Source organism: Phenylobacterium sp. LjRoot97 (assembly GCF_964254345.1).
Lineage (GTDB): Bacteria > Pseudomonadota > Alphaproteobacteria > Caulobacterales > Caulobacteraceae > Phenylobacterium.
The window spans coordinates 1,966,008-1,991,220 of record NZ_CAXUTH020000001.1; the positions used below are offsets into that span (position 1 = coordinate 1,966,008).

At 65.6% G+C, this 25,213-nt stretch carries 29 protein-coding genes and 2 tRNA genes; 26 read left to right on the forward strand and 5 right to left on the reverse strand.

Annotation, left to right across the window (positions count from 1 at the left end):
* The first annotated feature begins 40 nt into the window (after positions 1-40).
* The 6 genes from ACSQ2H_RS09835 to ACSQ2H_RS09860 all read left to right on the forward strand — a co-directional run bounded on the left by ACSQ2H_RS09835 (position 41) and on the right by ACSQ2H_RS09860 (position 2,909).
* Positions 41-313: an HU family DNA-binding protein gene (locus ACSQ2H_RS09835; protein ID WP_436061227.1), complete on the forward strand. Its 273-nt coding sequence runs from the start codon at positions 41-43 to the stop codon at positions 311-313.
* A gap of 70 nt (positions 314-383) precedes the next feature.
* Positions 384-460 (forward strand) — tRNA-Val (locus tag ACSQ2H_RS09840).
* 139 nt (positions 461-599) lie between these two features.
* The gene (locus ACSQ2H_RS09845; RefSeq protein WP_436061228.1) at positions 600-1,175 is read left to right on the forward strand and encodes a hypothetical protein; all 576 of its coding nucleotides are present in this window, start codon (positions 600-602) and stop codon (positions 1,173-1,175) included.
* Between the two features lie 74 nt (positions 1,176-1,249).
* Positions 1,250-1,618, forward strand: coding sequence for a hypothetical protein (locus ACSQ2H_RS09850; RefSeq protein ID WP_436061229.1), 369 nt, complete (start codon positions 1,250-1,252; stop codon positions 1,616-1,618).
* A gap of 9 nt (positions 1,619-1,627) precedes the next feature.
* A complete protein-coding gene (locus ACSQ2H_RS09855; protein ID WP_436061230.1) occupies positions 1,628-2,350 on the forward strand; it encodes a C39 family peptidase in 723 nt (240 codons plus the stop codon).
* Positions 2,351-2,354: 4 nt separating this feature from the next.
* Entirely contained in the window at positions 2,355-2,909 is a 555-nt protein-coding gene (locus tag ACSQ2H_RS09860; RefSeq protein WP_436061231.1) for a hypothetical protein, read from the forward strand.
* Positions 2,910-2,912: 3 nt separating this feature from the next.
* Here ACSQ2H_RS09860 and ACSQ2H_RS09865 read toward each other — a convergent pair whose 3' ends face one another.
* Entirely contained in the window at positions 2,913-4,223 is a 1,311-nt protein-coding gene (locus ACSQ2H_RS09865) for a transporter (RefSeq protein WP_436061232.1), read from the reverse strand.
* A gap of 68 nt (positions 4,224-4,291) precedes the next feature.
* A complete protein-coding gene (locus ACSQ2H_RS09870; protein WP_436061233.1) occupies positions 4,292-4,837 on the reverse strand; it encodes a sigma-70 family RNA polymerase sigma factor in 546 nt (181 codons plus the stop codon).
* A gap of 535 nt (positions 4,838-5,372) precedes the next feature.
* Between ACSQ2H_RS09870 and ACSQ2H_RS09875 the strand changes: the two genes are divergently transcribed.
* From ACSQ2H_RS09875 to ACSQ2H_RS09900, 6 genes are all read left to right on the forward strand, one after another.
* Positions 5,373-6,257, forward strand: a complete 885-nt coding sequence (locus ACSQ2H_RS09875) for an aldo/keto reductase (RefSeq protein WP_436061234.1) — start codon at positions 5,373-5,375, stop codon at positions 6,255-6,257.
* Between the two features lie 4 nt (positions 6,258-6,261).
* Positions 6,262-6,729 carry a nucleoside deaminase gene (locus ACSQ2H_RS09880; protein ID WP_436061235.1) on the forward strand — a complete coding sequence of 156 codons (468 nt, stop codon included), beginning with the start codon at positions 6,262-6,264 and terminating at the stop codon, positions 6,727-6,729.
* A gap of 122 nt (positions 6,730-6,851) precedes the next feature.
* On the forward strand, positions 6,852-8,111 hold the full coding sequence (locus ACSQ2H_RS09885; RefSeq protein WP_436061236.1) for a cytochrome P450: 1,260 nt from the start codon (positions 6,852-6,854) through the stop codon (positions 8,109-8,111).
* Positions 8,112-8,193: 82 nt separating this feature from the next.
* Entirely contained in the window at positions 8,194-10,113 is a 1,920-nt protein-coding gene (locus ACSQ2H_RS09890; protein WP_436061237.1) for an NAD(P)-binding domain-containing protein, read from the forward strand.
* An 11-nt stretch (positions 10,114-10,124) separates the two neighbouring features.
* Positions 10,125-10,535: a GFA family protein gene (locus ACSQ2H_RS09895; RefSeq protein ID WP_436061238.1), complete on the forward strand. Its 411-nt coding sequence runs from the start codon at positions 10,125-10,127 to the stop codon at positions 10,533-10,535.
* 80 nt (positions 10,536-10,615) lie between these two features.
* The gene (locus ACSQ2H_RS09900) at positions 10,616-11,191 is read left to right on the forward strand and encodes an NADPH-dependent FMN reductase (protein WP_436061239.1); all 576 of its coding nucleotides are present in this window, start codon (positions 10,616-10,618) and stop codon (positions 11,189-11,191) included.
* Here the strand turns inward: ACSQ2H_RS09900 and ACSQ2H_RS09905 are convergent.
* From ACSQ2H_RS09905 to ACSQ2H_RS09915, 3 genes are all read right to left on the reverse strand, one after another.
* The gene (locus ACSQ2H_RS09905; protein WP_436061240.1) at positions 11,188-11,805 is read right to left on the reverse strand and encodes a Pr6Pr family membrane protein; all 618 of its coding nucleotides are present in this window, start codon (positions 11,803-11,805) and stop codon (positions 11,188-11,190) included. The two genes, ACSQ2H_RS09900 and ACSQ2H_RS09905, sit on opposite strands and share 4 nt — an antisense overlap.
* Positions 11,806-11,907: 102 nt before the next feature.
* A complete protein-coding gene (locus ACSQ2H_RS09910; protein WP_436061241.1) occupies positions 11,908-12,585 on the reverse strand; it encodes a PEPxxWA-CTERM sorting domain-containing protein in 678 nt (225 codons plus the stop codon).
* Positions 12,586-12,724: 139 nt separating this feature from the next.
* A tRNA-Asp gene (locus ACSQ2H_RS09915) sits at positions 12,725-12,801 on the reverse strand.
* Between the two features lie 322 nt (positions 12,802-13,123).
* On the opposite strand from ACSQ2H_RS09915, the gene ACSQ2H_RS09920 reads away from it, so the two are divergent.
* From ACSQ2H_RS09920 to nuoL, 14 genes are all read left to right on the forward strand, one after another.
* Complete coding sequence (locus tag ACSQ2H_RS09920) at positions 13,124-13,501, forward strand: NADH-quinone oxidoreductase subunit A (protein ID WP_056018620.1); 378 nt, start codon at positions 13,124-13,126, stop codon at positions 13,499-13,501.
* The gene (locus tag ACSQ2H_RS09925; protein ID WP_156378300.1) at positions 13,471-14,052 is read left to right on the forward strand and encodes a NuoB/complex I 20 kDa subunit family protein; all 582 of its coding nucleotides are present in this window, start codon (positions 13,471-13,473) and stop codon (positions 14,050-14,052) included. Before ACSQ2H_RS09920 ends, ACSQ2H_RS09925 begins: the two co-directional genes overlap by 31 nt.
* Entirely contained in the window at positions 14,049-14,660 is a 612-nt protein-coding gene (locus tag ACSQ2H_RS09930) for an NADH-quinone oxidoreductase subunit C (RefSeq protein WP_436061242.1), read from the forward strand. The genes ACSQ2H_RS09925 and ACSQ2H_RS09930 overlap by 4 nt, the downstream gene beginning before the upstream one ends.
* Positions 14,660-15,874 (forward strand): NADH-quinone oxidoreductase subunit D, encoded by a 1,215-nt coding sequence (locus ACSQ2H_RS09935; protein ID WP_436061243.1) that lies wholly within the window; start codon positions 14,660-14,662, stop codon positions 15,872-15,874. The genes ACSQ2H_RS09930 and ACSQ2H_RS09935 overlap by 1 nt, the downstream gene beginning before the upstream one ends.
* Positions 15,871-16,221 carry a nuclear transport factor 2 family protein gene (locus ACSQ2H_RS09940; protein WP_436061244.1) on the forward strand — a complete coding sequence of 117 codons (351 nt, stop codon included), beginning with the start codon at positions 15,871-15,873 and terminating at the stop codon, positions 16,219-16,221. Before ACSQ2H_RS09935 ends, ACSQ2H_RS09940 begins: the two co-directional genes overlap by 4 nt.
* 7 nt (positions 16,222-16,228) lie before the next feature.
* A complete protein-coding gene (gene nuoE / locus ACSQ2H_RS09945; RefSeq protein WP_436061245.1) occupies positions 16,229-16,912 on the forward strand; it encodes an NADH-quinone oxidoreductase subunit NuoE in 684 nt (227 codons plus the stop codon).
* 55 nt (positions 16,913-16,967) lie between these two features.
* A complete protein-coding gene (nuoF, locus tag ACSQ2H_RS09950; RefSeq protein WP_436061246.1) occupies positions 16,968-18,284 on the forward strand; it encodes an NADH-quinone oxidoreductase subunit NuoF in 1,317 nt (438 codons plus the stop codon).
* Between the two features lie 6 nt (positions 18,285-18,290).
* On the forward strand, positions 18,291-20,333 hold the full coding sequence (gene nuoG / locus ACSQ2H_RS09955; RefSeq protein ID WP_436061247.1) for an NADH-quinone oxidoreductase subunit NuoG: 2,043 nt from the start codon (positions 18,291-18,293) through the stop codon (positions 20,331-20,333).
* A gap of 4 nt (positions 20,334-20,337) precedes the next feature.
* The gene (gene nuoH, locus ACSQ2H_RS09960) at positions 20,338-21,423 is read left to right on the forward strand and encodes an NADH-quinone oxidoreductase subunit NuoH (protein WP_436061248.1); all 1,086 of its coding nucleotides are present in this window, start codon (positions 20,338-20,340) and stop codon (positions 21,421-21,423) included.
* An 8-nt stretch (positions 21,424-21,431) separates the two neighbouring features.
* Positions 21,432-21,626: a hypothetical protein gene (locus ACSQ2H_RS09965; RefSeq protein ID WP_436061249.1), complete on the forward strand. Its 195-nt coding sequence runs from the start codon at positions 21,432-21,434 to the stop codon at positions 21,624-21,626.
* Positions 21,627-21,633: 7 nt separating this feature from the next.
* Positions 21,634-22,125 (forward strand): NADH-quinone oxidoreductase subunit NuoI, encoded by a 492-nt coding sequence (gene nuoI / locus ACSQ2H_RS09970; RefSeq protein WP_436061250.1) that lies wholly within the window; start codon positions 21,634-21,636, stop codon positions 22,123-22,125.
* An 89-nt stretch (positions 22,126-22,214) separates the two neighbouring features.
* Positions 22,215-22,823: an NADH-quinone oxidoreductase subunit J gene (locus ACSQ2H_RS09975; RefSeq protein ID WP_183770118.1), complete on the forward strand. Its 609-nt coding sequence runs from the start codon at positions 22,215-22,217 to the stop codon at positions 22,821-22,823.
* Positions 22,820-23,125, forward strand: a complete 306-nt coding sequence (gene nuoK / locus ACSQ2H_RS09980; RefSeq protein WP_056018653.1) for an NADH-quinone oxidoreductase subunit NuoK — start codon at positions 22,820-22,822, stop codon at positions 23,123-23,125. The genes ACSQ2H_RS09975 and nuoK overlap by 4 nt, the downstream gene beginning before the upstream one ends.
* An 11-nt stretch (positions 23,126-23,136) precedes the next feature.
* A complete protein-coding gene (gene nuoL, locus ACSQ2H_RS09985; RefSeq protein WP_436061251.1) occupies positions 23,137-25,212 on the forward strand; it encodes an NADH-quinone oxidoreductase subunit L in 2,076 nt (691 codons plus the stop codon).
* Position 25,213: the final 1 nt, after the last annotated feature.

Genomic DNA, 25,213 nt, shown 5'->3' on the forward strand with positions numbered 1-25,213 from the left:
AGGTTCGCGGTTTGAGATAACGGGCTGGGAGAGACAAGAAATGACCAAGGCCGAACTCGTCACGGCGATTGCCGACAAGGCGGGCCTGAACAAGGCGCAGGCGAAGGACGCTCTGGAAGCGTTCATCGACAGCGTCACCGCGTCGCTGAAGGAGGGCCAGGAGGTCCGCCTGGTCGGTTTCGGCAGCTTCGTGCCGGTGACCCGTGCGGCCGGCACTGCGCGCAACCCGCGCACCGGTGAGACGGTGAGCCGTCCGGCTTCGAAGACGGCGCGTTTCCGCGTCGGCGAAGGCCTGAAGGGCTCGCTGAACTAAAGACGCCACCGCGGCTTTCGTTCGAGGGCGGCCTCCCGGCGCGGAGGTCGCCCTTTTTCGCATTCTATGAGGGCGGCTAGCTCAGCTGGTCAGAGCACCTGGTTTACACCCAGGGGGTCGGGGGTTCGAACCCCTCGCCGCCCACCATTCCTTCGCGGGGACACCTCAGTTCCCACCAAAAGCGGTTCACGCTCATGTGATCCGAACTCTCCCTGCGCTCCAGCGGTTCTGGCGGCCGGAGGACAAGGCGCCTCCAGTTTCTTAGCGACCCTGGGAGGGTGACCTTATGAAATCCAAGCTTCTCACATCGGCTGCCGCGCTGGTGATCGGCCTCGGCATGAGCACCATGGCTATCGCGCAGGTCGACAATACGACGGCCGATAACACGTCGACGGCGACAGTGAACCAAGCGACCACCGACGCCTCGAACAACTCCACGACGGACAACTCGAACAACTCGGACAACTCCGACAATTCGACCACCGACAATTCCAACAACTCGACGACGGACAACTCGAACAACTCCGACAACTCGAACAATTCGGACAACTCGAACAGCTCCGACAATTCGAACAGTTCGACGACCGACAATTCGGACCATTCGGATAATTCGGACAACTCAACGACGGCGACCTACACTGCGGTGTCCACCCAGACGCTCAGCGGCACCGTCACCGGCGCGCCCGTCTCGAACAACGGCGGCGACGGCGCCACCGGCTCCATCACCACCGGCAACGCGTCGTTCGACGGCGCGGCGTTCGGCGGGATTCAGACCGCCAACGCCAACTCCGGCATCAACTCGCAAGGCCAGGCTGCGACGTCGCTTTCGGCGAACGCCAACATCAGCTTCGGCGCTCCGTAAAGCGTACTCGGGCCGGCGTCCGTTCGGCGTCGGCCCGTACCCGCATTTGAGGTCTTGGGGACTTGGAGGGAGCGATGTCGAGGTGGATGATCGGAGGCCTCGCCGGTTTGGCGGCCCTGGGTGTCGCGAGTGCGGCCATGGCCGAGGACGCGCCGGCTGATAAAGCGCCTGCCGTCGCCGAGGCTCCGGATGCGGCTCCGATCGGCGACGCCGAGCTCGGGGCCATCAGCGGCGGGCAGGCGGTGGTGGTCGAGGCGCTCTCGAACCAGCAGCTCACAGCCAGCAATTCCGGCTCGGTCCAAGCCGACCAGGTGACCACCGGCAACGTCGATTTCTCGACCGGCGACTACTCGGGCATCGGCAACTTCGTCGTCAACACCGGCAACAACAACAATCTCCAGGGCGTGATCAGCGTCAACGTCGCCACCCTGGGCGGGCCGTAGGCCCAACGCATGCCGCCTCGGGGTCGACATGTCCTGGCCGCCGCGATGGGCGGGTTGTGCACGCTGGCGAGCCCGGCGGCGGCGCAGATCGCCTTCACAGACGGCGGCTCGCTTTTCGCCCTGGAACGGGTCACGACGTTCCGGGACATGCCGTTCAAGACCGTCGTGCGCCAGCAGTACGACTACAGCTGCGGGTCGGCCGCGCTGGCGACGCTGCTGCGCTACCACTACGGCGTCGACGTCACCGAAGCCGACATCTTCAAGGCGATGTACGCCGGAGGCGATCAGGCCCAGATCCAAAAGGTCGGCTTCTCGCTGCTGGACATGAAGCGCTACCTCGCCACGCGCGGTTACAAGGCGGACGGCTATCGCATCGACGCCGACGCGCTGGTGCACGCGAAGTGGCCTTCGATCGCGGTGATCACGGTCGGCTCCTACAAGCACTTCGTCGTCGTCAAAGGCGCGGGAGCGGGGCGGATCCTCGTCGGAGACCCGGCCCTGGGCCTCAAGTCCTATCGCCAGGCGGATTTCGAGAAGGTCTGGAACGGCATCGTATTCGGGATCCACTCCGGGCCGGGACACGGTCTCTACAACACCACCTACGAATGGGCGGCCGCCACCACGCCCTTGTTCGGCCAGCCCCTGTCCGACGACTCGCTGGCGGCCTTCACGCTGCAGCTGCCGCCGCTCTACCAGGTGGTCTGGGAGAACCGGCCGGCGGCCGGGTTCTGACGCCATGCGGTATGTCTCGATCCTCGCCGCGATCTTCCTAGGCTTCGTCGCCAGCGTCGGGGCGGCGAACGCGGATCCGGCGTTGGGCGCGCCGTTGAGCGATGAGGAACTTGCCGTCGAACGAGGCGGAATTCAGTTGCCGACCGGAATGGAGGTCGGGTTCGGCGCCTCTGTGCGCACCTTCGTCGATGGTGCGCTGGTGCTGGAGACCAAGCTGGTCTGGACGGACCAAGGCGCGATGCAGTCCGAGGCGGCCCCGTCGCTCGCAAGCCAGGGGCAGACCGGCCAGATCACCTTGTCAGACGGGGCTGCGCAGTTGCCGGGCGTGGCTGTCAGCGGCGACGGCGGTTCGACTGTTGTGCTGCACGAACTCAGCGCCGCGCGCATCGCCAACGTTGTCGTCAATACCGCGAACAATCGCGACATTCGCCAGGAGGTCCAGATCGACCTCGCGATCCCGGAGCTGTCCCAGTTCCAGCAGTCGGCGATCCAGGAACGCGCCAGCATGCGGATGATGGAGGCGGTCGGCGCGGCGCTCGGTGACGCCGCGCGGCCCTGACCATCAGAAGGAGTAGGGCGCCCGCACTGTCAGCCGCATGTCGGGGGCGTCGCTCGTCACCCCGAACTCGAAGCTGTTGATGAGCGTGATCCGGCGGTTCAGCCTGTACGACAGGCTCATCTGCAAGGCGCCGATCGAGAGGCTGTTCGAGCTCTGCGTCGTGTTGTTGATCTCGGTGTCAGTCGGGAAGATGTAGTGGTGCTGGTAACCGAACGAGACTGAGAACTTCGGATTGAGCGCCAGGCCGAAGCCGATGCTGGCGTTGATGCCGTCCCCGGGGTCCACTTCGCCCACGAAGATGTTGTTTCCAACAGCCTTGTCCACGTTGCCGGCGAAGTTGTGCAGATAGCTGATCCCGCCGTAGATCACCGCTGGATCGCTGGGGTAGAGCATCGTCAGACCCAGCTCGCTCGCCCAGAAGCCGGAGCCCGTCGCCAGACCCTTGGCCACGGCGAAGTCGTCAAAGTCGACGTCATAAGGGCCGACGCCGGTGTCGGACTTGACCCGAAGTCCCGCCACGAAGATCGGCCAGCCGTTGTCGCCGCTGTTGAGCTGGTAGCGGCCCGACACCTCGATGTCGCCGAGATCGTTGGCGTCCAGTTCCATAGTGCGGGTGACCGCCCGATCGGCTGCGGCGACGGTGGTGATCCGGTCATGTCGATAGACATAGGGAACGCGCGCCTCCACCTCGAGGCGGTTGGTCACGCCGTAGCGCGCGGCAAGCGTTCCAACGACGGAATCGCGATCCGCGTCGCCTGCCTCGATCAGGCCGAGATTGATCCCGGGGACGATCTCGACGCCTCGGAACGTCAGGCGATTGGTGCTGGCGCGCACATATTCGACCGTCGGATCGAACACGAAGCGGCCTGGAGGCGTCAGTACGCCCAGCCGCTCGGGGATGGCGGCGACCTCTCGAGCCTTCTGCTCGGTCGTCGCCGGCGGCGGCGCCTCGCCGACCGGCCGTGAGGGCAGCTGGGCCGAGGCGGTCATCGCCGGGCCCAGAGGCGGGTTGAGCGGAGCGGCCTGCTGGGGCGCACCAGAGCGCCCCGCGCGGATCTCCGCAAGGTCGTCGTCTCGCGTCGCGCGCAGCGCCCTCAATTCCATGTCCTGCTGTTGGATCAGCGCCGCCTGCTCGGCGAGCTTGCGTTCCTGCGCGGAGAGTCGGGACGACTGGTCGACCAGCAGGGCCTCGATGCGTTCGAGTTTGGACGAGATGTCTTCCTGGGCGCGAGCGGGCGCACTTATCGCAAGGCTGACGACTGCGGCGCCGATGACGGTGAGGCGGCGCAGGACGCGAGATGGTGCTGTGGTCATCTGCTCGATCCGGACTGTGGAGACCCATCGGCCGCCGACTAAACGGCAGGCGCTGCTGGAGGGTTCAATCATGCGCCTGAGGCCTGGGGCGCCGGGACGGGGCGGCGCGCGTGATGTCGGCGCGCGGCGGGCAGGTCGTAGTCGAGCAGTTCGGCCAGACGGGCGCGTGCACGGCTGACACGGCTTTTGAGGGTGCCGGTCGCGCAGCCGCAGACCTCGGCCGCCTCCTCATAGCTGAGGCCGGCGACCACAATCAGCAGCAGGGCGTCCCGGGTGTCGGGGGTCAGGCGGTCCAATGACCGCAGCAGATCGCCGAACTCGACCTGCCATTCCTGATCTGGCTTGCAGGCGAGCTGAGCTGTCAGCTTGCCATCGACGTCCTGCACTACGAGGCGACGCCGTGCGTGGTTCGAGTAGAAGATGTTGCGAAGGATCTTGTAGAGCCAGGCCTTGAGATTGGTGCCCGGTTCGTAGGCGTCCCGAAAACGCCAGGCCCGCACGAGTGTGTCCTGGACCAAATCGTCCGCCTCTGGCCTGGAGCGCGTGAGACTCATGGCATAGGCGCGCATCATCGGGATCAGCGCGATGACGGCGTCTGGAAACACGTCTCGCATTGGGGGCAGCCCTCCAGACCGCGAAGGCTCAACAGGCCCTCGTCCTTTCCTCTCCCCCTTCCGACCTCGCAGCATGGGTGTGCCGATGTCGGATAACGCTGTTACTATTACCTGCGGTTTGCGTATTCAAGGCGAACGATGGTGTTGTGGGGTTTCGACCTGAGGTAAGCGTGACGTGGGTGTCAGAATCGGATGATATCGTTCCGCCGAATAGTGTCGCTTGTTAATGTAAGTTAAGACAAAATATTGACAGTGGTATTGATCGAATATTCATATTCCGCGCCATTGATGCCACTATAACTTGAATTAATATTCATTGGTCTAGCTTGCTGGGGCTGAGGTGAGCGCGCAACCTGTTGTGTGTTCGACGTTTCGAAGCGGGCCTGGACTTGCGCCGTCGTCGCGCGTGCGGATAGGCAGTGGGGGACTAACGCGGGCGTTGCGTGCGCCACAGCGATCTCTAGGCGTCGTCCCGGACGTAATGTTGCACTCGACCACCAACGCTATGCGCTACCGCGCCCTTGGGCGAACGGGTTTGGCCGTTTCCGAAATCGGATTGGGCTGTGCGAGCTGGTGGGGCCAGAAGGCGTTCGACGAGCGCCAGGCGGCGAACCTGGTCCACGCGGCGCTGGATCGCGGGGTAACCTTCTTCGACACCGGCGCGGCCTATTCCGGCGGCGAGGCGGAGCCGCGGCTGGGGCGGGCCTTGAAGGGTAGGGCGCTGGACGGCGTGGTGATCGCCACCAAGGCCGGGACCTATCACGACGGCTCGCGCGTGGCGCGTGACTTCCGGCCGTCGGCGATCATCGCCAGCGTCGAGCGCAGCCTGCGCAATCTTGGCCTGGAGCACCTGCCGCTCCTGCAGCTGCATGGGCCGGCCGTCGCAGAGCTCGACCAGGACATGCTGAAGGCGTTGGTGTCGCTGAAGCGTCGCGGCTTGGTCGGCGCGGTCGGCGCCAACAGTTTCGATCCGGCGGTGATCGAGCACATCATCGGCCTGCCGGATTTCGACGTCGTCATGGTCGACTACAACGTCCTGCGGCCCGAGCGTGCGGCCCTGATCGCCAGGGCCGCCCAGCAGGGCAAGGGCGTCCTGGCGGGGATGGCGCTGGCCATGGGGCATGCCAACGGACAGGTGCTGCGCCTGCGCGCGCCCCGGGACGTCTGGTACGCGCTGCGGGCGCTGAAGAACCATCGCGCCGACGTCGCCAAAGGCGCGCGCTTCGGCTTCCTGCGGCAGCTCGACGACATGACGGCGGCTCAGGCGGCGCTGGCGTATGTGCTGGCTGATCCCAATGTTTCCTGCGCGGTGGTCGGTACGACGCGGATGGCCCACCTGATCGATAATCTTGCGGCCTCCGGCATGAGCCTATCGCCGACGGTCTTGGAACGGATCCGGCGGGCGCAGGGAGCGGAGTAGGGACATGCGGAGCGATGCGGACTTCCTGGGCCAGGCCGTGGATCTGGCGATGGCCAACGTCCGAGACGGCGGCGGCCGGCCGTTCGGGGCGCTTGTGGTCAAGGACGGCGAAGTGATCGCCACCGGCGTCAACGAGATCGGGGCGACCGGCGATCCGACAGCCCATGCGGAGCTGACGGCGATACGTCGGGCGGCCCAGGCGCTGGGCGCGCCGCGGTTGGACGGCTGCGTGGTCTATGCCAGCGGCCAGCCGTGCCCGATGTGCCTGGCGGCGATGCACATGACCGGGGTGCGCAAAGTGCGCTTCTGCTACTCGAACGATGACGGCGAGCCCTACGGCCTCTCGACCGCGGCCGTGTACGCCCAGATGGCGCAACCCCTGGAGGCGCAGACGATCGACATCGCCCATCTGCCGATCTCGGGCGACGAGCCGTCGCTGTATGCGCACTGGAAGGCGCGCCAGGATGGCTGAAAACCGAACATAGTTTGGATTCAAAGGGTTGTTGTGAGCGCGTGCGGATTGAGCTTTCATCAGGCTCAACGGCGCCGGGCGGCAGCTGCGACCAGGCGTCGATCACATAGGGAGATCGCGCGATGGCTGACGGCGCCATGAAGCTGGCCGACGAGGCCAAGGCCAGGGCCTATTCCTTGCCGCTGGAGGAATTCCACCCCGGCGACCCCGATCTCTTCCGCACCGATACGCACTGGCCGTATTTCGAGCGCCTACGACGCGAGGATCCGGTGCATTGGTGCCGCGACAGCGAGTTCGGGCCGTATTGGTCGATCACCAAGTTCAACGACATCATGGCCGTGGACACCAATCACGGCGTCTTCTCGTCGGAAGCGGCGCTGGGAGGGATCACGATCCGCGACGCGCGGCCGGACCTGCGCCGCCCCAGCTTCATCGCCATGGATCCGCCCAAGCACGACGTTCAGCGCAAGACCGTCAGTCCGGTGGTGTCGCCGGCCAATCTGCAGGTGCTGGAGCCGATCATCCGCGAGCGGGCGGGGCGCATTCTCGACGAACTGCCGGTCGGCGAGACCTTCGACTGGGTCGACCGGGTGTCGATCGAGCTGACCACCCAGATGCTGGCGACGCTGTTCGATTATCCGTTCGAGCACCGTCGGCGGCTGACGCGCTGGTCGGACGTCGCCACCACCATCCCGATGCCCGGGGCGCTGTGCGAGACCGAGGAGGCGCGGCAGGCCGAGCTGATGGAGTGCCTGGCCAGCTTCACCGAGCTCTGGAACCAGCGGGTCAACGCGCCGCCCTCCGGCGATCTGATCTCGATGCTGGCGCACGGCGAGGCCACACGGAACATGAGCCCGGACGAGTACCTCGGGAACATCATCCTGCTGATCGTCGGCGGCAACGACACCACGCGCAATTCGATCAGCGGCGGGCTGCTGGCGCTGAACCAGAACCCGGAGCAGTACGCCAAGCTGAAGGCGGACCACAGCCTGATCCCGTCGATGGTCTCGGAGATCATCCGCTGGCAGACGCCGTTGGCCCACATGCGCCGCACGGCGCTGGAGGACATCGAGGTCGGCGGCAAGCAGATCCGAAAGGGCGACAAGGTCGTGATGTGGTACGTCTCGGGAAATCGGGACGACGAGGTGATCGCCAACCCCGACGCCTTCGTCATCGACCGCGAGCGCGCGCGCCAGCACCTGTCCTTCGGCTTCGGCATCCACCGCTGCGTCGGCAATCGCCTGGCGGAGATGCAGCTGCGCATCGTCTGGGAGGAAATCCTCAAGCGCTTCAAGCACGTGGAGGTCGTCGGCGAGCCGCGCCGGGTGCGCTCCAGCTTCGTGAAGGGCTATGAGACGCTACCGGTCCGCATTCACGCCTAGCTGACGCGACGGCGCCCTTTCCCTGGGGCGCGAGAGGCGTAGTCTTCTCGCATAACAACGATAACCAGGGCGGAGACGTGTCATGGCCGTGGATCTCGGGCCTCTCGACCAGGCGTTGGAAACGGCGCACCTGCCGGCGTTGTCGGCGGCGCTGGTGCACCTGACCGGCGATCCCAGCTGGCTGCGGCCCGAGTGGCGGCCGGCCTATACGCCGCTGTCGCGGGGCGAGACGGGGGTGCCTGAAGCCGAGCAGGCCAAGATGCGCAAACTCGCCAAGGCGGCGATCACCGACTACCTGACCGGCAAGACGCCGATGGCGTCGACGCCGTCCCCCGAGATGGTCCGCCAGATGATGAGCTTCGTCGCCGGGGCGGACATTCCTGACGGCTACGGCGAGTTCCTGACCGACGAGCTGGCGCTGGACGGCCATTCGTCGAAGGATCCGAATTGGTCGCCGGAGCTGAAGACCGTCGCGCGCCGGCTGCACGTGCTGGTGATCGGCGCGGGGATGTCAGGGCTGCTGACCGCGCTGCGGCTGGAACAGGCCGGCGTGCCGTTCCAAGTGGTCGACAAGAACGCCGACGTCGGCGGGACCTGGCTGGAGAACACCTATCCGGGCTGCCGGGTCGACTCTTCGAACCATATGTACTCGTACAGCTTCGAGCCGAACCATTTCTGGCCGCAGCACTTTTCCACCCAGCCGGTGCTGCTCGACTATTTCCGCGGCGTCGCGGCCAAGCACGACCTCAAGAAGCACGTCCGCTTCTCGGCAACGGTCGAGGAGATGGTCTGGGACGATCATCGAGGCGTCTGGAAAATCCGGCTCAAGACGCCTGAGGGCGTTGAGCACGTGGAAGCCAACGCGGTCGTGACGGCCGTCGGCCAGTTGAATCGGCCGCGCTTCCCCGAGATCGAGGGGCGGGAGCGCTTCGCCGGGCCGGCCTTCCATTCGGCCGAGTGGCGTCATGACGTCGATCTGACGGGCAAGCGCGTCGCGGTGATCGGCACGGGGGCCAGCGCCTATCAGTTCGTGCCCGAAATCGCGGGCAAGGTCGCCAGCCTGACCGTCTTCCAGCGCACGCCGCCCTGGGGCTTCCCGGTGGCGCACTATCACGAGGATGTCCCCGCGGGGATGAACTGGCTGATGGAGCACGTGCCGTTCTACGACAAATGGTACCGGTTCTGGATGTTCTGGATGGTGACCGACGGGTTGCTGCCCATGGTCACCGCCGATCCCGGCTGGAACGGCCCGCCGACTGCCGTGAGCGAGCTCAACCAGGGCTTCCGCGACATGATCGCGATGGCCATCGCCGAGCAGGCGCCGAACCGCCCCGATCTGGTGGAGAAGGTGATCCCGACCTATCCCGTCGGCGGCAAGCGCTCGCTGCTCGACAACGGCGTCTGGATGGCCGCCCTGCAGCGCCCGAACGTCGAGCTGGTGACCGACGGCATCAGCGAGATTACCGAGACCGGCGTGGTCACCGCCGACGGCAAGGCGCGCGACTTCGACGTCATCATCTACGGCACAGGCTTCTACGCCTCGAAGTTCCTGTGGCCGATGAAGATCAAGGGCCGCGGCGGCGCGGACCTGCACGAGACCTGGGGCGGCGACGCGCGGGCCTATCTGGGCATGACCACGCCCGGGTTCCCGAACCTGTTCATGATCTACGGCCCGAACACCAACATCGTCGTCAACGGCTCGATCATCTTCTTCTCGGAGTGCAGCGTCCGTTACATCGTTGGGTGCCTGAAACTGCTGGCGCAGACAGGGGCGGTCGCGATGGAGCCGCGCCGTGACGTCCACGACGCCTTCAACGAGCGGGTGGACGCGGGCAACAGCCTGATGGCTTGGGGCGCGCCGCAGGTGACCAGTTGGTACAAAAGCGAGAGCGGCCGGGTCAGCCAGAACTGGCCGTTCGCTCTGGTCGACTACTGGCGCGCGACTTTGTCACCTGACCCGAACGACTTCGTGCTGACCAAAAGCGCCGAACTGGTGAGCTAGGGGAGGGGGCGATGAGCGACCTTCTAGGAGGCTGCGCCTGCGGCAAGATCCGCTACCGGGTCAGCCAGGCGCCGATGGGCGTGGGCGTGTGTCACTGCCGGCAGTGCCAGTATAGTTCCGGCGGCGGCCCGAACTATGTGGCGTTGGTGATGCGCGACGCCTTCGAGGTTACGAGCGGCGCTCCCAAGGCCTTCGCCAGTCCAGGCGGCAGCGGCCAGGATGTGCAGCGAGCCTTTTGTCCCGACTGTGGGACGCCGCTCTATTCGGATCCGGTGGTGCTGCCGTTCCTGGCGGTGAAGCTCGGCGGATTGGACGATCCGTCGGCGCTGTCGCCGGGCATGCATATCTGGACGGTCGAAGCGCCGTCCTGGCACCAGCTGACGCCCGGCCTGCCCGTGTTCGAGCGCGGCCCGCCCGGCTAGGCGACCAGCACTTCTACCGGGCGACTTTGGCGCGCGGCCGTGACTATCCTGGCGACCAATTCACCGCTCGGAGATTCCCCATGGCCCTGAAGCTCAACGTCATCGTCTGTTCGACCCGGCCCGGACGCGTGGGGATTTCGATCGGGCGTTGGTTCGAGGAGTACGCCAAGGCGCACGGCGGCTTCGAGGTCAGCCTTGAGGACCTGGCCGACTACGCCCTGCCGATCTTCGACGAGCCGCACCACCCGCGCCTGCGCAAGTACGAGCACGATCACACCAAGGCTTGGAGCAAGAGCGTCGAGAGCGCCGACGCCTTCGTGTTCGTGACGCCGGAGTACAATTTCGGGCCGCCACCCTCGCTGGTGAACGCGATGAACTACCTGGTGCTCGAGTGGCACAACAAGGTCGCCGGCTTCGTCAGCTATGGTGGCGTCTCGGGCGGCATCCGGGCCACCCAGGCCGAGAAGCTGATGATGACCAGCTTCAAGATCATGCCGCTGCCCGAGCAGGTGATGATCCCGATGTTCAGTCAGCATCTGGACGAGGAGAAGCGCTTCACGCCCAACGACATCCATTTGGCGTCTGCCAAGGCGATGCTGGATGAACTGGCGCGCTGGGGTGCGGCGCTGAAGGGGATGCGCGAGGCGTCCGCCTAGGCACGCCGGCGCAGGAGGCGGTCGAGCAGCACGAAGCCCAGTCCGACCGCCAGGAAGAAGGCGCTCATCACGGCCATGTTCGTCAGCACCTTAGCGTAGCCGAGAGCTCCGGCGTCGAGGAAAGGATACGGGTAGAAGCCCGAGACCGGTCCGCGAGCCAGGCTGTAGATTCCGAAGCCGAGGGGGAAGATCAGCCAGCCGATCACGGCGTTGGCGCGCAGCGTGCCCTTCGGCGTGAAGGCCAGCCAGTCCACCAGGAACAGCGCGGGCGTCACGTAGTGCAGCGTGACGTCCGCCACCCACTGCAGGCCCTGAGGGCTCCAGAGAGCCTGCAGCACGACGATGTAGGTGGCGGCGGTGACGCTCGTATAGAGCACGACCGCGGTGCGCACGGGCGGGGCGGCGAAGAAGCGCCCCAGCGGACTGTCCGGCGCGGTGGTCGGCGCCGACAGCGCAATGGCCGCCAGCAAGTTGCTGAGGATCGTGAAGTAGCTGAAGAAATTGACGGTGCGCGCGGCGAACTCCGCCCCGGCCTGGCCCCGCACGAGCAGGTAGTACTGCAGCAGCAGCCCGAACCAGGCCGCCAGCGCCGCAAGACTGCGGTAGGCTCTCATGGCGTCATCCTCCCAGCGACCGGGCAGGGGACCGCGCGTCGTCGGGTATGGTCAAGCCTTGAGAATGGCGAGGCGCCCCGCACGAGGCGCCTCGTAAGTCGGTCAGGCCGCCGCGGTGGCCTTGCGGGCGTTGCGCGCGGCCCTGATCGCGGCCCCGGTCATGCCGAAGCCGACAATCATGATCGCCCAAGACGCCGGTTCCGGAACGCCGGAAAGCACCGCCGATGAGTGTGCGTAGTCCCAGGTCCCCTTGAAGCCCTGGGTCCCGTAGGTGTTTCCATAGAGCCCCTCGCCGGGCTCGACGCGGAAGTCCGACAGGCGCAGCACCGGAATCGTGTCGGTCCACGTGGGCACCATTTCGCCCGATACGCCCGTCACCTTGCCGCTGGAAAATCGGATCGATGGGTCGGCGTAGTAGTTCTCGTCATCCACGTAGATCGGAAAGCCGTCGTACATCTCGTGGATGGAGTTCCAGACGAGGCCGCCGGCCTCAACGCGCCAGAACTCTTCTCCATCCGTCGGCAAGCCGTAGAGACCGGCGACGAAGCTTCCCCCTTGGTCGAACACGCGATCGGCGCTGAAGCGCGCCGTCAGCGTGACGATGTCCCCAATGGCGAGATTCTGATCGACCCCGGAGTTCAACTCCCATGGGCTGTAGCCAAGCTCGTTGACCAGTTCCCCCTTGAGCGTGACCTCGTAGTAGCGGGCAGCCTGGGCTGAACCGGACCAGAAGCAGGCAACCGCCGCGAAGGCGACAACCGGCGCATAGACTTTCGGCATAGCGTCCTCCCTCTTTGAGAGCAGCGGACGCCTGGCGCCACCTCAAGTCAAGCGGAGCCATTCCAAGTTTTTTGCGGGTACGGCGCGCGCACAAGCGAACTGGCGCTTTGCGCTATCTTCTTGAGATTTCGGGAAGAAGTGGCGCGAATGACGGGGCTCGAACCCGCGACCTCCGGCGTGACAGGCCGGCGCTCTAACCAACTGAGCTACATCCGCGTGACGGCGACGTCGCCGCGAGGGGCGTCTGATATGACCGACCCGGAATCGTGTCAACGGCCTTTTGCGCGCAGCTGTGGATAAACCGCTCAGACCTGCATTTTCTTGCACGGAGGCGGGGAAGGGGCCTCAAGTGTTGCGAGTGATTATCAATCGTAGTTCCTGTCGACCCGAAGATGTGTGAGCCTGGATCACGGGCGCCGGCCTTCGAATTCACAGACAATGCAGGTTGCGCGCATTTGCGATACCACCGGTCGCACCACGCCGTTTGAACCCTGAGCGATGCTGGTCTAGAAGGGCGCGCGACTCCTTCGAGGATTCCATGAACGCCTTTCTTTTGCAGTATCTGCCCATCGTGATCTTCCTTGGGATCGCGACCGCCCTGGGCCTCGCATTCATCGTGGCTTCGGCCACTTTGTCGCCGCAGGCTCCGGATCCCGAGAAGCTGTCCACCTACGAGTGCGGCTTCAACGCCTTCGACGATGCGCGAATGAAGTTCGACGTCCGGTTTTATCTGGTGTCGATCCTCTTCATCATCTTCGACCTTGAAGTGGCGTTCCTGTTCCCGTGGGCGGTGTCGCTCATGAAGCTGCCCCAGGAGCTGGGACAGTTCGCCTTCTGGTCAATGATGACCTTCCTGGGCGTGCTGACCGTCGGCTTCATCTACGAATGGAAGAAAGGCGCCCTGGAATGGGAGTGATCGTTCCCGCGGGTTCGGCCGGCCGTTCGACGGTCGAAGGCTACGACCCCAAGCTCCACGATCCGTTCTTCGACGGCGTGTCGAGTGAGCTGGCCGACAAAGGCTTTATTACGGCGGCCGCCGACGACCTGATCACCTGGGCGCGCACCGGCTCGCTCATGTGGATGACGTTCGGTCTCGCGTGCTGCGCCGTCGAGATGATGCAGGCGTCGATGCCGCGCTACGACCTGGAGCGCTACGGATTCGCGCCGCGCGCCAGCCCGCGCCAGTCGGACGTGATGATCGTCGCCGGCACGCTGTGCAACAAGATGGCTCCGGCCCTGCGCAAGGTCTACGACCAGATGCCGGAGCCGCGCTACGTCATCTCGATGGGCTCGTGCGCCAACGGCGGCGGCTACTATTACTTCTCCTATTCGGTGGTGCGCGGCTGCGACCGCATCGTGCCGGTCGACATCTATGTCCCGGGCTGCCCGCCGACGGCTGAAGCGCTGGTCTACGGCGTGCTGCAGCTGCAGAAGAAGATCCGCCGGACGGGGACCATCGAGCGATGAGCTGGCCCCTGACCGAAGACGCCCTGCAGGCGCTGGGCAACGAGATCCTGACCTCGGGAACCGGCGCGATCGCCGGTTTTCACGTCGAGTACGGCGAGCTGACCCTGACGGGGCCGGCCAACCGTATCGTCGAGGCGCTGACCCAGCTGCGCGACCAGTTCGGCTTTCATCAGCTGATCGACCTCTGCGGCGTCGACTATCCGGAGCGCGCCCAGCGTTTCGACGTCGTCTTCCACCTGCTGTCGATGACCAAGAACCAGCGCGTCCGCATCAAGGTGCAGACCGACGAGGACACCCCGGTTCCGACCGTGACGGGCGTCTATCCGTGCGCCGACTGGTTCGAGCGCGAGGCGTTCGACATGTACGGCATCTTCTTTGAGGGCCACCCGGACCTGCGCCGGATTCTCACCGACTACGGCTTCCACGGCCATCCGCTGCGGAAGGACTTCCCGATGACCGGCTATGTCGAGCTTCGCTACGACGACGAGCTGAAGCGGGTGGTCTACGAGCCGGTTAAGTCGGTCGAATTCCGTAACTGGGACTTCCTGTCGCCCTGGGAAGGCGCCGAGTACGTGCTGCCGGGCGATGAAAAGGCGGAGGCGAAATAATGGCCGACGACGCTTCGAACCCGGTCGCGGTCCCGGAAACTCCGGTCCGCAAGTTCAACATCAACTTTGGTCCGCAACACCCCGCGGCGCACGGCGTTCTGCGCCTGGTGCTCGAGCTGGACGGTGAAGTCGTCGAGCGGGTCGACCCGCACGTCGGCCTGCTGCATCGCGGCACCGAAAAGCTGATGGAGTACCGGACCTACCTCCAGAACATCCCCTACTTCGATCGCCTCGACTACGTGGCGCCGATGAACCAGGAACATGCGTTCTGCCTGGCCATCGAGAAGCTGCTGGACCTGGAAGTGCCGATCCGCGGCTCGATCATCCGGGTCATGTTCTCGGAAATCGGCCGGATCCTGAATCACCTGCTCAACGTCACCACCCAGGCGATGGACGTCGGCGCGCTGACCCCGCCGCTGTGGGGCTTCGAAGAGCGTGAGAAGCTGATGGTGTTCTACGAGCGCGCTTGCGGCGCTCGCCTGCACGCCAACTACTTCCGTCCGGGCGGCGTCCACCAGGACCTGCCCGATGCGCTGGTGCAGGACATCGGCGACTGGGCCGTGGCCTTCGAGAAGCCGCTGAGCGACATCGACAAGCTGATCACCGGCAACCGCATCTTCAAGCAGCGCAACGTCGACATCGGCGTGGTGTCGAGGGAAGAAGCCATCAATTGGGGCTTCTCGGGCGTCATGGTGCGTGGTTCGGGCATCGCCTGGGACCTGCGCCGCAGCCAGCCCTACGAGTGCTACAACGACTTCGAGTTCGACATCCCGCTCGGCGTCAACGGCGACTGCTATGACCGCTATCTCTGCCGCATGGAAGAGATGCGCCAGAGCGCGAAGATCATCATCCAATGTGCTGATCGGCTTAAGAAAACGCCCGGTCCGGTGCTGACGGAAGACAACAAGTTCGCGCCGCCGCGCCGCGGCGAGATGAAGCGTTCGATGGAAGCGCTCATCCATCACTTCAAGCTCTACACCGAAGGTTTCCGCACGCCCCCGGGCGAGGTCTATGCCTGCGTGGAAGCGCCGAAGGGCGAGTTCGGCGTGTTCGTGGTCTCGGACGGCACCAACAAGCCGTACCGCTGCAAGATCCGCGCGCCGGGCTATCCGCACCTGATGGCGATGGACTGGCTGAACCGCGGTCACATGCTGGCCGACGTATCGGCCATCCTCGGCTCGCTGGACATCGTGTTCGGGGAGATCGACCGGTGAGCGCGCCTGCCTGCATCGCCCCGTTCGACGTGGCCGAGGCCCAGCTCGAGGCCTACAACGCCCAGGACCTCGACGCGCACTGCGCCTGCTTCGCCGACGACGTCGTTGTCGCCGACCTGAACGGTGCTGTGACGATCTCTGGAATCGAGGCGTATCGCGCCAAGTACCAGCAGGTTTTCGCCGACTTCCCGCACAATCATGCCGTGCTGCTGAACCGCATCGTGGTCGGCGCCCGGGTCATCGACCATGAGCGAGTGAAGCGTTCGCCTGACGCCGATCCGTTCGAGGTCGCCGCCATCTACACCGTCTCGGACGCCAAGATCGTCCGGGTCGACTTCGTGAAGTGAGGATCGCTTGAGCGTTCGCCGCCTCTCTCCGAACCAGCCCGCCAGCTTCGAGTTCTCCGCGGAGACCAAGAAGACGGCGGAGTGGTGGATCTCCAAGTTCCCGGCCGGCCGCCAGCAATCGGCGGTCATTCCGATTCTGTGGCTCGTGCAGAAGCAGGAAGGCTGGGTCTCCGAGCCCGCGATCCGGCTGATCGCCGAAATGCTGGGCATGGCCCAGATCCGGGTGCTGGAGGTCGCGACCTTCTACACCATGTTCATGCTCGAGCCGGTCGGCAGCCACGCCCTGGTGCAGGTCTGCGGCACCACGCCGTGCGCGCTGCGCGGCGCCAACGAGCTGATGGCCCACTGCAAGAAGCGGCTTGGCCCGAAGGATCACCTGTCAGCGGATGGCAAGTTCTACTGGCAGGAAGTCGAATGCCTCGGCGCCTGCTCGAACGCGCCGATGGCCGCGATCAACGACTATTACTACGAGGACCTGACGGTCGAGACGCTCGACCAGATCCTCGACGAGTTCGCCGCCGGCAAGCCGCGCGCCCCGGGTTCGGTGATCGGCCGCAGCGGTTCGGCCCCTGAGGGCGGCCCGCTGACGCTGAGCGATCCGTCGCTCTTCGACGGCACCCGCGCCAAGCCGATCAAGTCGCTTCCCAATGCGCCCAAGCCTTCGAAGGGCGCCAAGGAGCCGGCCCAGTGAGCGGAATGAATGCGATCGCGCGCCCGGCGGGCGCGGACAGAGGAGTTTAGGGGCCTTGGTCGGTATTCTCGAAGACAAGGACCGCATCTTCACCAACCTCTACGGCCTGCACGACTGGGGCCTCGAGGGAGCGAAGAAGCGTGGGGCCTGGAACGGCACGCGTGAGATGCTGAAGCAGACGCCGGAATGGCTCTGCGACCAGATCAAGGCGTCGGGCCTGCGCGGCCGCGGCGGCGCGGGTTTCTCCACCGGCCTGAAGTGGACCTTCATGCCCAAGCAGGAGAGCGAGCGTCCCCACTATCTGGTGGTCAACGCCGACGAATCCGAGCCGGGCACCTGCAAGGACCGCGAGATCATGCGCAATGATCCGCACCTGCTGATCGAAGGCTGCCTGATCGCCAGCTACGCGATCCGCGCGCACACCTGCTACATCTACATCCGCGGCGAATACGTGCACGAGCGCGAGCGCCTGGAAGCGGCGATCCGGCAGGCCTACGAGGCCAAGCTGATCGGCAAGGGCAACGTTCACGGCTGGGACTTCGACCTGCACGTCACGCACGGCGGCGGCGCCTATATCTGCGGCGACGAAACCGCGCTGATGGAAAGCCTGGAAGGCAAGAAGGGCCAGCCGCGCCTGAAGCCGCCGTTCCCGGCCGGCGCCGGCATCTATGGCTGCCCGACCACCATCAACAACGTCGAGTCGATCTCGGTCGTCGGCACCATCCTGCGCCGCGGCGCCGAGTGGTTCGCTGGCTTCGGCCGCCCGAACAACACCGGCACCAAGCTCATGGCCATCTCGGGCCACGTGAACAAGCCGTGCGTCGTCGAAGAGGCGATGTCGATCCCGCTCAAGCAGTTGCTGGAAGACCATTGCGGCGGCATCCGCGGCGGCTGGGGCAACCTGAAGGCGGTCATCCCGGGCGGCTCGTCCGTCCGCATGATCCCGGCCCACGAGGCCGAGACCGCGCTGATGGACTTCGACAGCCTCTCGGCGCTGAAGTCGGGCCTCGGCACCGCCGCGGTGATCGTGATGGACCAGTCCACCGACATCGTGAGGGCGATCGCGCGCCTCTCGTACTTCTACAAGCACGAGAGCTGCGGCCAGTGCACCCCGTGCCGTGAAGGCACCGGCTGGATGTGGCGGGTTATGGAACGCATGGTCACCGGCGAAGCCGAGATGCGCGAAATCGACATGCTGCTGGACGTCGCCAGCCAGGTCGAAGGCCACACCATCTGCGGTCTCGGCGACGCGGCCGCCTGGCCGATCCAGGGCCTGTTCCGCCACTTCCGTCACGAAGTGGAAGACCGCATCACCCAATACCGGGCCGGAAGGCCGCATGTGCAGGGCGCGTCCCTGCAAGCGGCGGAGTAACCCCTAATGCCCAAGGCTAAAGTCAACGGCGCTGAGGTCGAATTCGAACCCGGCATGACGGTTCTGCAAGTGGCGGAACTGGCTGGGGAAGAAATTCCGCGCTTCTGTTACCACGAGCGTCTCAGCATCGCCGGCAACTGCCGCATGTGCCTGGTCGAGGTGAAGCCGGGCCCGCCGAAGCCCCAGGCTTCCTGCGCGCTGCCGGCCGCCGAAGGCCAGGAGATCTTCACCAACACGCCGATGGTGAAGAAGGCGCGCGAAGGGGTGATGGAGTTCCTGCTCATCAATCACCCGCTGGACTGCCCGATCTGCGACCAGGGCGGCGAGTGCGACCTGCAGGACCAGGCCATGGGCTATGGCCGCGACGACAGCCGCTACGCCGAGAACAAGCGGGCCGTCGAAGAAAAGTACATGGGTCCGCTCATCAAGACGGTGATGACCCGCTGCATCCAGTGCACGCGCTGCGTCCGCTTCATCACCGAAGTGGCCGGGGTGCCGGACATCGGTCTCATTTCGCGCGGCGAAGACGTTGAAATCACGACCTATCTCGACAAGTCGGTCGGGTCGGAACTGTCGGCCAACGTCATCGACCTGTGCCCGGTCGGCGCTCTGACCTCCAAGCCGTACGCCTTCAATGCGCGTCCGTGGGAGCTGAAGAAGACCGAGAGCGTCGACGTCATGGACGCGCTCGGCTCGGCGATCCGCGTCGACAGCCGCGGCCCGGCCGTGCTGCGGGTGCTGCCGCGCCTGAACGAAGAGATCAACGAAGAGTGGATCAGCGACAAGACGCGCTACGCCGTCGACGGCCTGTCGCGCCAGCGCCTGGACCAGCCGTTCGTCCGTAAGGACGGCCGCCTCCAGCCGGCGACCTGGGCGCAGGCGTTCGAACTGATCACCGCCAAGGTCAAGGCCGCCAGCGGCGAGCGCATCGGCGTCATCGCCGGCGACGTCCAGGACGTTGAATCCATGGCCGCGGCCAAGGACCTGTTCACCGCGCTCGGCTCGGCCAACATCGACTGCCGCCAGGACGGCATGGCGCTCGGCGCCGGCCCGCGCGAGAGCTGGCTGATGAACTCGACCATCGCCGGCATCGAAGAGGCCGACGTGATCCTGCTGGTCGGGACCAATCCGCGCGTCGAGGCGCCGGTGTTCAACGCCCGCCTCCGCAAGCGCTGGCTGGCGGGCGCGCTGCGCGTCGGCGTGATCGGCGAACAGGCCGACCTGACCTACAAGTACGACTATCTCGGCGCCGGAGCCGCGACCCTTTCGGGCCTGAGCCGCGCCAAGAACGACTTCGTCACCGCCCTCAAGGGCGCCAAGAACCCGGCGATCATCGTCGGCGCCGGCGCCTTGTCGCGTGAGGACGGCCAAGCCGTGCTCGCCGCCGCCGCGGCCGCCGCCAAGAGCTTCGGCCTGACCTGGAACGTTCTGCACACCGCCGCGTCGCGCGTCGGAGGCCTGGACCTCGGCTTCGTGCCCGGCGAGGGCGGCAAGAGCGCCAAGGAGATGGTGCAACCGGGCGCTCTGGACGTGCTGTTCCTGCTTGGCGCCGATGAGATCGACGCCAAGGCCTCGGGCGCCTTCACGGTCTATCTGGGCACGCACGGCGACGCCGGCGCACATTCGGCGGACGTGGTCCTGCCGGGCGCGGCCTACACCGAGAAGGACGGCATCTACGTCAACACCGAGGGCCGCGTTCAGTTCGGCTACCGCGCCGTGTTCCCCAAGGGCGAAGCCCGCGAGGACTGGTCGGTGTTCCGGGCGCTCTCCGATCGGCTCGGCGCGACCCTGCCGTACGACACCCTGGCCCAACTGCGGGCCAAGCTCTTCGCTGACCATCCGACCTTCGGCCAGGTGGACTACGCCCCCGGTTCGGCGGGCGCGGCCCTGGACCTCGGTTCGCTGGGCGCGAAGGGCGAGGTCTCCGACGCTCCGTTCGAGAGCGCGGTGAAGACCTTCCATCTGACCAACCCCATCGCCCGCGCCAGCGTGACGATGGCAGAGTGCGCCGCCGTCGCTTCCGGCGCCGCCAAGATCGCGGCGGAGTAGGGGCATGGACGCTGTCGCCAACAACTTCTGGGCTACGCCGGGCGGCTGGACCCTGATCACGGTCGCGCAGATCCTGGCGGTCGTGCTGCCGCTGCTGGTCGCGCTGGCCTTCTTCATGCTCGCCGACCGGAAAATCTGGGCCGGCGTGCAGATGCGCAAGGGCCCGAACGTCGTGGGTCCCTTCGGCCTGCTGCAGTCCTTCGCCGACCTGATCAAGTTCGTGCTGAAGGAAATCGTCATCCCCGACGGGGCCGACAAGTTCGTCTTCCTGCTGGCGCCGGTTCTGACCTTCGTCCTGGCCATGGTGGGCTGGGCGGTGATCCCGTTCGCGCCGGGCTGGGTCGTCTCCGACATCAACGTCGGGGTGCTGTACCTGTTCGCGATCAGCTCGCTGGGCGTCTACGGCATCATCATGGGCGGCTGGGCTTCGAACTCGAAGTACCCGTTCCTCGGCTCGCTGCGGTCTGCGGCGCAGATGGTGTCGTACGAAGTCTCGATCGGCTTCGTCATCGTCACGGTCATTCTGCTGTCGGGCACGATGAACCTGCAGAAGATCGTCGAGCTGCAAAGCGGCGGCTTCTGGAACTGGAACGTGTTCGGCGGCCAGGGCCTGCACAACCTGCCGCTGGCGCTGATCATGGTCCCGATGGCGGTGATCTTCTTCATCTCGGCCCTGGCCGAGACCAACCGTCCGCCGTTCGACCTGCCGGAAGCCGAATCCGAACTCGTGGCCGGCTACCAGGTCGAGTACTCGTCCAGCCCGTTCCTGCTGTTCATGATCGGCGAGCTGGTGAACATCGTGCTGATGTGCGCCCTGATCTCGGTGATGTTCTTCGGCGGCTGGCAGGCCCCGATCGATCTGCCGTGGGTCGCCAGCTGGCCGCCGACCGTGCAGAGCTTCTACGGCCTGATGTGGTTCGTCATGAAGATCTGCTTCTTCTTCTTCCTGATCGGGATGGTGAAGGCGATCGTGCCGCGCTACCGCTACGACCAACTGATGCGCCTGGGCTGGAAGGTGTTCCTGCCGACCTCGCTGGTTGCGGTGGTCCTGGTGGCCGGCTGGCGCGTTTTCGGTCCGGGGGGCGCATGAGGACGGTCATGGCCAGCATCCTCCTGATCTCCCTTTCGTCCTGCGCGAGCGCAGCGGGCGGCCCTGATGTGACGGGGGGCGTCGCCAGCTACGACGCCCTGAAGTCCGCCAGCGCGGCCTGCGCCGCCAAGGGCGGAGAGCTGGTCCGCAGCCCCGAGGGCTCGGGCAAGCGCATGACCGACTACGCCTGCAAGAGAAAGTAACCGCGAAATGATGCAGCGAATTTCACAAGCAGTCAGGGGCGCGGCCCTGATGGACTTCGTCGGGGCCTTCGGCCTGGCGATGAAGTACATGGTCAAGCCGAAGGCGACCGTGCAGTACCCGCACGAGCGCGGCCCGCAATCGCCGCGCTTCCGTGGCGAGCACGTGCTGCGCCGCTATCCCAACGGGGAAGAGCGCTGCATCGCCTGCAAGCTGTGCGAGGCGATCTGCCCGGCGCAGGCCATCACCATCGAAGCCGAACCGCGCGACGACGGCAGCCGCCGTACGACCCGGTACGACATCGACATGGTCAAGTGCATCTACTGCGGTCTGTGCCAGGAGGCCTGCCCGGTGGATGCCATCGTCGAGGGCCCGAACATCGAGTTCGCTGTCGAGACCCGCGAGGAGCTCTACTACGACAAGGAGCGCCTGCTCTCGAACGGCGACCGCTGGGAACGGCAGATCGCGAAGAACCTGGAACTGGACGCGCCCTACCGGTAAGCGCCGGCGCATCCGTGAGACGACCACCTTCGCTTTGTCGGGCTTCCGGCGGGCGGACAAAGTAAACTAAGGGGCTGAGAAAAGCCGTCATGGCCTTGGCGATCGCATTCTACCTGCTGGCGGCGGTGACCGTAGGCGCAGGGTTCGGGGTGGTTTCCTCCCGAAATCCCGTGCACTCGGTGCTGTTCCTGATCCTCAGCTTCTTCTCGGCCGCGGGCCTCTTCGTGACCATGGGCGCGGAGTTCCTCGCGATGCTGCTCGTCGTCGTCTACGTCGGCGCGGTCGCGGTGCTGTTCCTCTTCGTGGTCATGATGCTGGACGTCGACTTCGCCGCGCTCCGGCAGGGCTTCGCCCGCTACATGCCGCTGGGCGGCCTGGTCGCCGGCGTCCTCGTGGTCGAGATGATCGTCGTCGCCACCGCGGTGGCCACGAGCGGCAAGCCGAAGGCCGATACGCCTCAGGTCTACACCGACGTCTCCAACATCGAGACGATCGGCCGGGTGCTCTACACCGACTACGTCTACTTCTTCCAAGCCGCGGGGCTGGTGCTGCTGGTAGCCATGATCGGCGCCATCGTCCTGACCCTGCGCCACAAGCCGGGCGTGCGCCGCCAGGTCATCGTCGACCAGGTCGCCCGCACGCCGAAGACCGGCATGCGCGTCGTTCAGATCAAGCCGGGGCAGGGGATCGACCAATGATCGGGCTCACCCACTATCTCGCGGTGGCCGCGATCCTGTTCACCATCGGGGTGTTCGGGATCTTCGTGAACCGCAAGAACATCATCGTCATCCTGATGTCGATCGAGCTGATCCTGCTCGCCGTGAACATCAATCTCGTGGCGTTCTCGGTCTATCTCCACGACGTCGTGGGGCAGATCTACGCCATGTTCGTCCTCACCGTGGCGGCCGCCGAGGCCGCCGTGGGTCTGGCCATCCTTGTCACCTTCTTCCGTAACCGCGGCGACATCTCCGTCGACGACGTCTCGATGATGAAGGGCTGACGGACCTGAACATGACACCGCAGTCTCTGATCACCACCGTCGTCTTCGCGCCCCTGATCGGCGCGATCGTGGCCGGCCTGTTCGGCCGCCGCATCGGCAACGTCGCGTCCCAATCGATCACCACCGGCCTGCTGCTGCTGTCGGCCGTCCTCTCATGGACGATCTTCAGCCAGTGGACCTGGGGCGGCCTCGAAGCCTTCACCATCAAGCTTCTGCCGTTCATCAACATCGGCGACTTCCAGTCGAACTGGTCGATCCGCCTCGACGGCCTGTCGGCGGTCATGCTGGTGGTCGTCACCAGCGTCTCCTCGCTCGTCCACGTCTACTCGTGGGGCTACATGGCCGAGGACGACAGCAAGCCGCGCTTCTTCGCGTACCTGTCGCTGTTCACCTTCGCCATGCTGGCGCTGGTCACTGCCGCCGACTTCATGCAGCTGTTCTTCGGCTGGGAAGGCGTGGGCCTGGCGAGCTACCTGCTGATCGGCTTCTGGTTCAAGAAGCCGACCGCCAATGCGGCGTCGATCAAGGCCTTCGTGGTCAACCGGGTCGGCGACTTCGGCTTCGCGCTCGGCATCATGACCGTCTACTGGATGTTCGGCACGATCCAGTTTGCCGAGCTGTTCCCGAAGATCGCCTCGATGTCCAACGAGGGCTGGTGGTTCGCCGGTTCCTACTGGCACGCGGTCGACCTGGCCTGCGCCCTGCTGTTCGTCGGCGCGATGGGCAAGTCGGCGCAGTTCTTCCTGCACACCTGGCTTCCGGACGCGATGGAAGGCCCGACCCCGGTGTCGGCGCTGATCCACGCCGCGACCATGGTCACCGCCGGCGTCTACATGGTCTGCCTGCTGTCGCCGATGTTCGAGTACGCGCCGTACGCCAAGCAGATCGTCACCGTCATCGGCGCCGTCACCGCGCTGTTCGCCGCGACCGTCGGCCTGGCCCAGAACGACATCAAGCGGGTCATCGCCTATTCGACCTGTTCGCAGCTCGGCTACATGTTCTTCGCCGCCGGCGTGGGCGCCTATCAGGCGGCCATGTTCCACCTGTTCACGCACGCCTTCTTCAAGGCCCTGCTGTTCCTGGGCGCCGGCTCGGTCATTCACGGCATGCACCACGAGCAGGACATGCGGAAGATGGGCGCGCTGTGGAAGTACCTGCCGGTCACCTATGCGGTGATGACCATCGGCACCCTGGCGATCACCGGTTTCGGCCTGCCGAACCTGCACCTGGGCTTCGCGGGCTTCTACTCGAAGGACACCATCATCGAGAGCGCCTTCGCGGCCGGACAACTGCACGGCGGCGTCGCCTACTTCGCCTTCGTGGTCAGCATCTTCGCTGCGGGCCTGACCGCCTTCTACTCCTGGCGCTTGGCGTTCATGACCTTCCACGGCACCGCCAAATGGGGCCATCACGACGACCATGCGCATGGTCACGCTCATGACGATCACGCCTCCTCGGCGCAGATCGAAACCCACGACGAGCCGCTGGCTGACCACGACCACGGTCATGGCCACGATCACAAGCCGCATGAGAGCCCTGTGATCATGCTCGTGCCGCTGCTGCTGCTGGCGTTCGGCGCCATCGCGGCCGGCTACGTGTTCGTCGACCACTTCGTCGGCGAAGGCTGGAACGAGTTCTGGCGCGGCGCGATCTTCAACGGCGCGGACAACCACGTCCTGGAGCACGCCCACCACGTCCCGACCTGGGTGAAGTGGGCGCCGCTGGCGGTCTCGGCTGTCGGCTTCGCCAGCGCCTACTACGTCTACATCATGCGGGAAGGCCTCGGCGCGGCGATCGCGGCGCGGAAGGGACCGATGTGGACCTTCCTCTACAACAAGTGGTTCTTCGACGAGATCTATGAGGCGACCTTCGTGCGGGCCACCAAGTTCCTGGGCGACGTGTTCTGGAAGGTCGGCGACCAGAAGATCATCGACGGCCTCGGGCCGAACGGGGTCTCGGCGCTGTCCTACACCCTCGGCCGTCGGGCCGGGCGGCTGCAGACCGGCTACGTCTATCACTATGCGTTCGTAATGCTGCTCGGCGTGGCGGGACTGCTGTCCTACGCGCTGTGGGCCTGGCAAGCTTAAG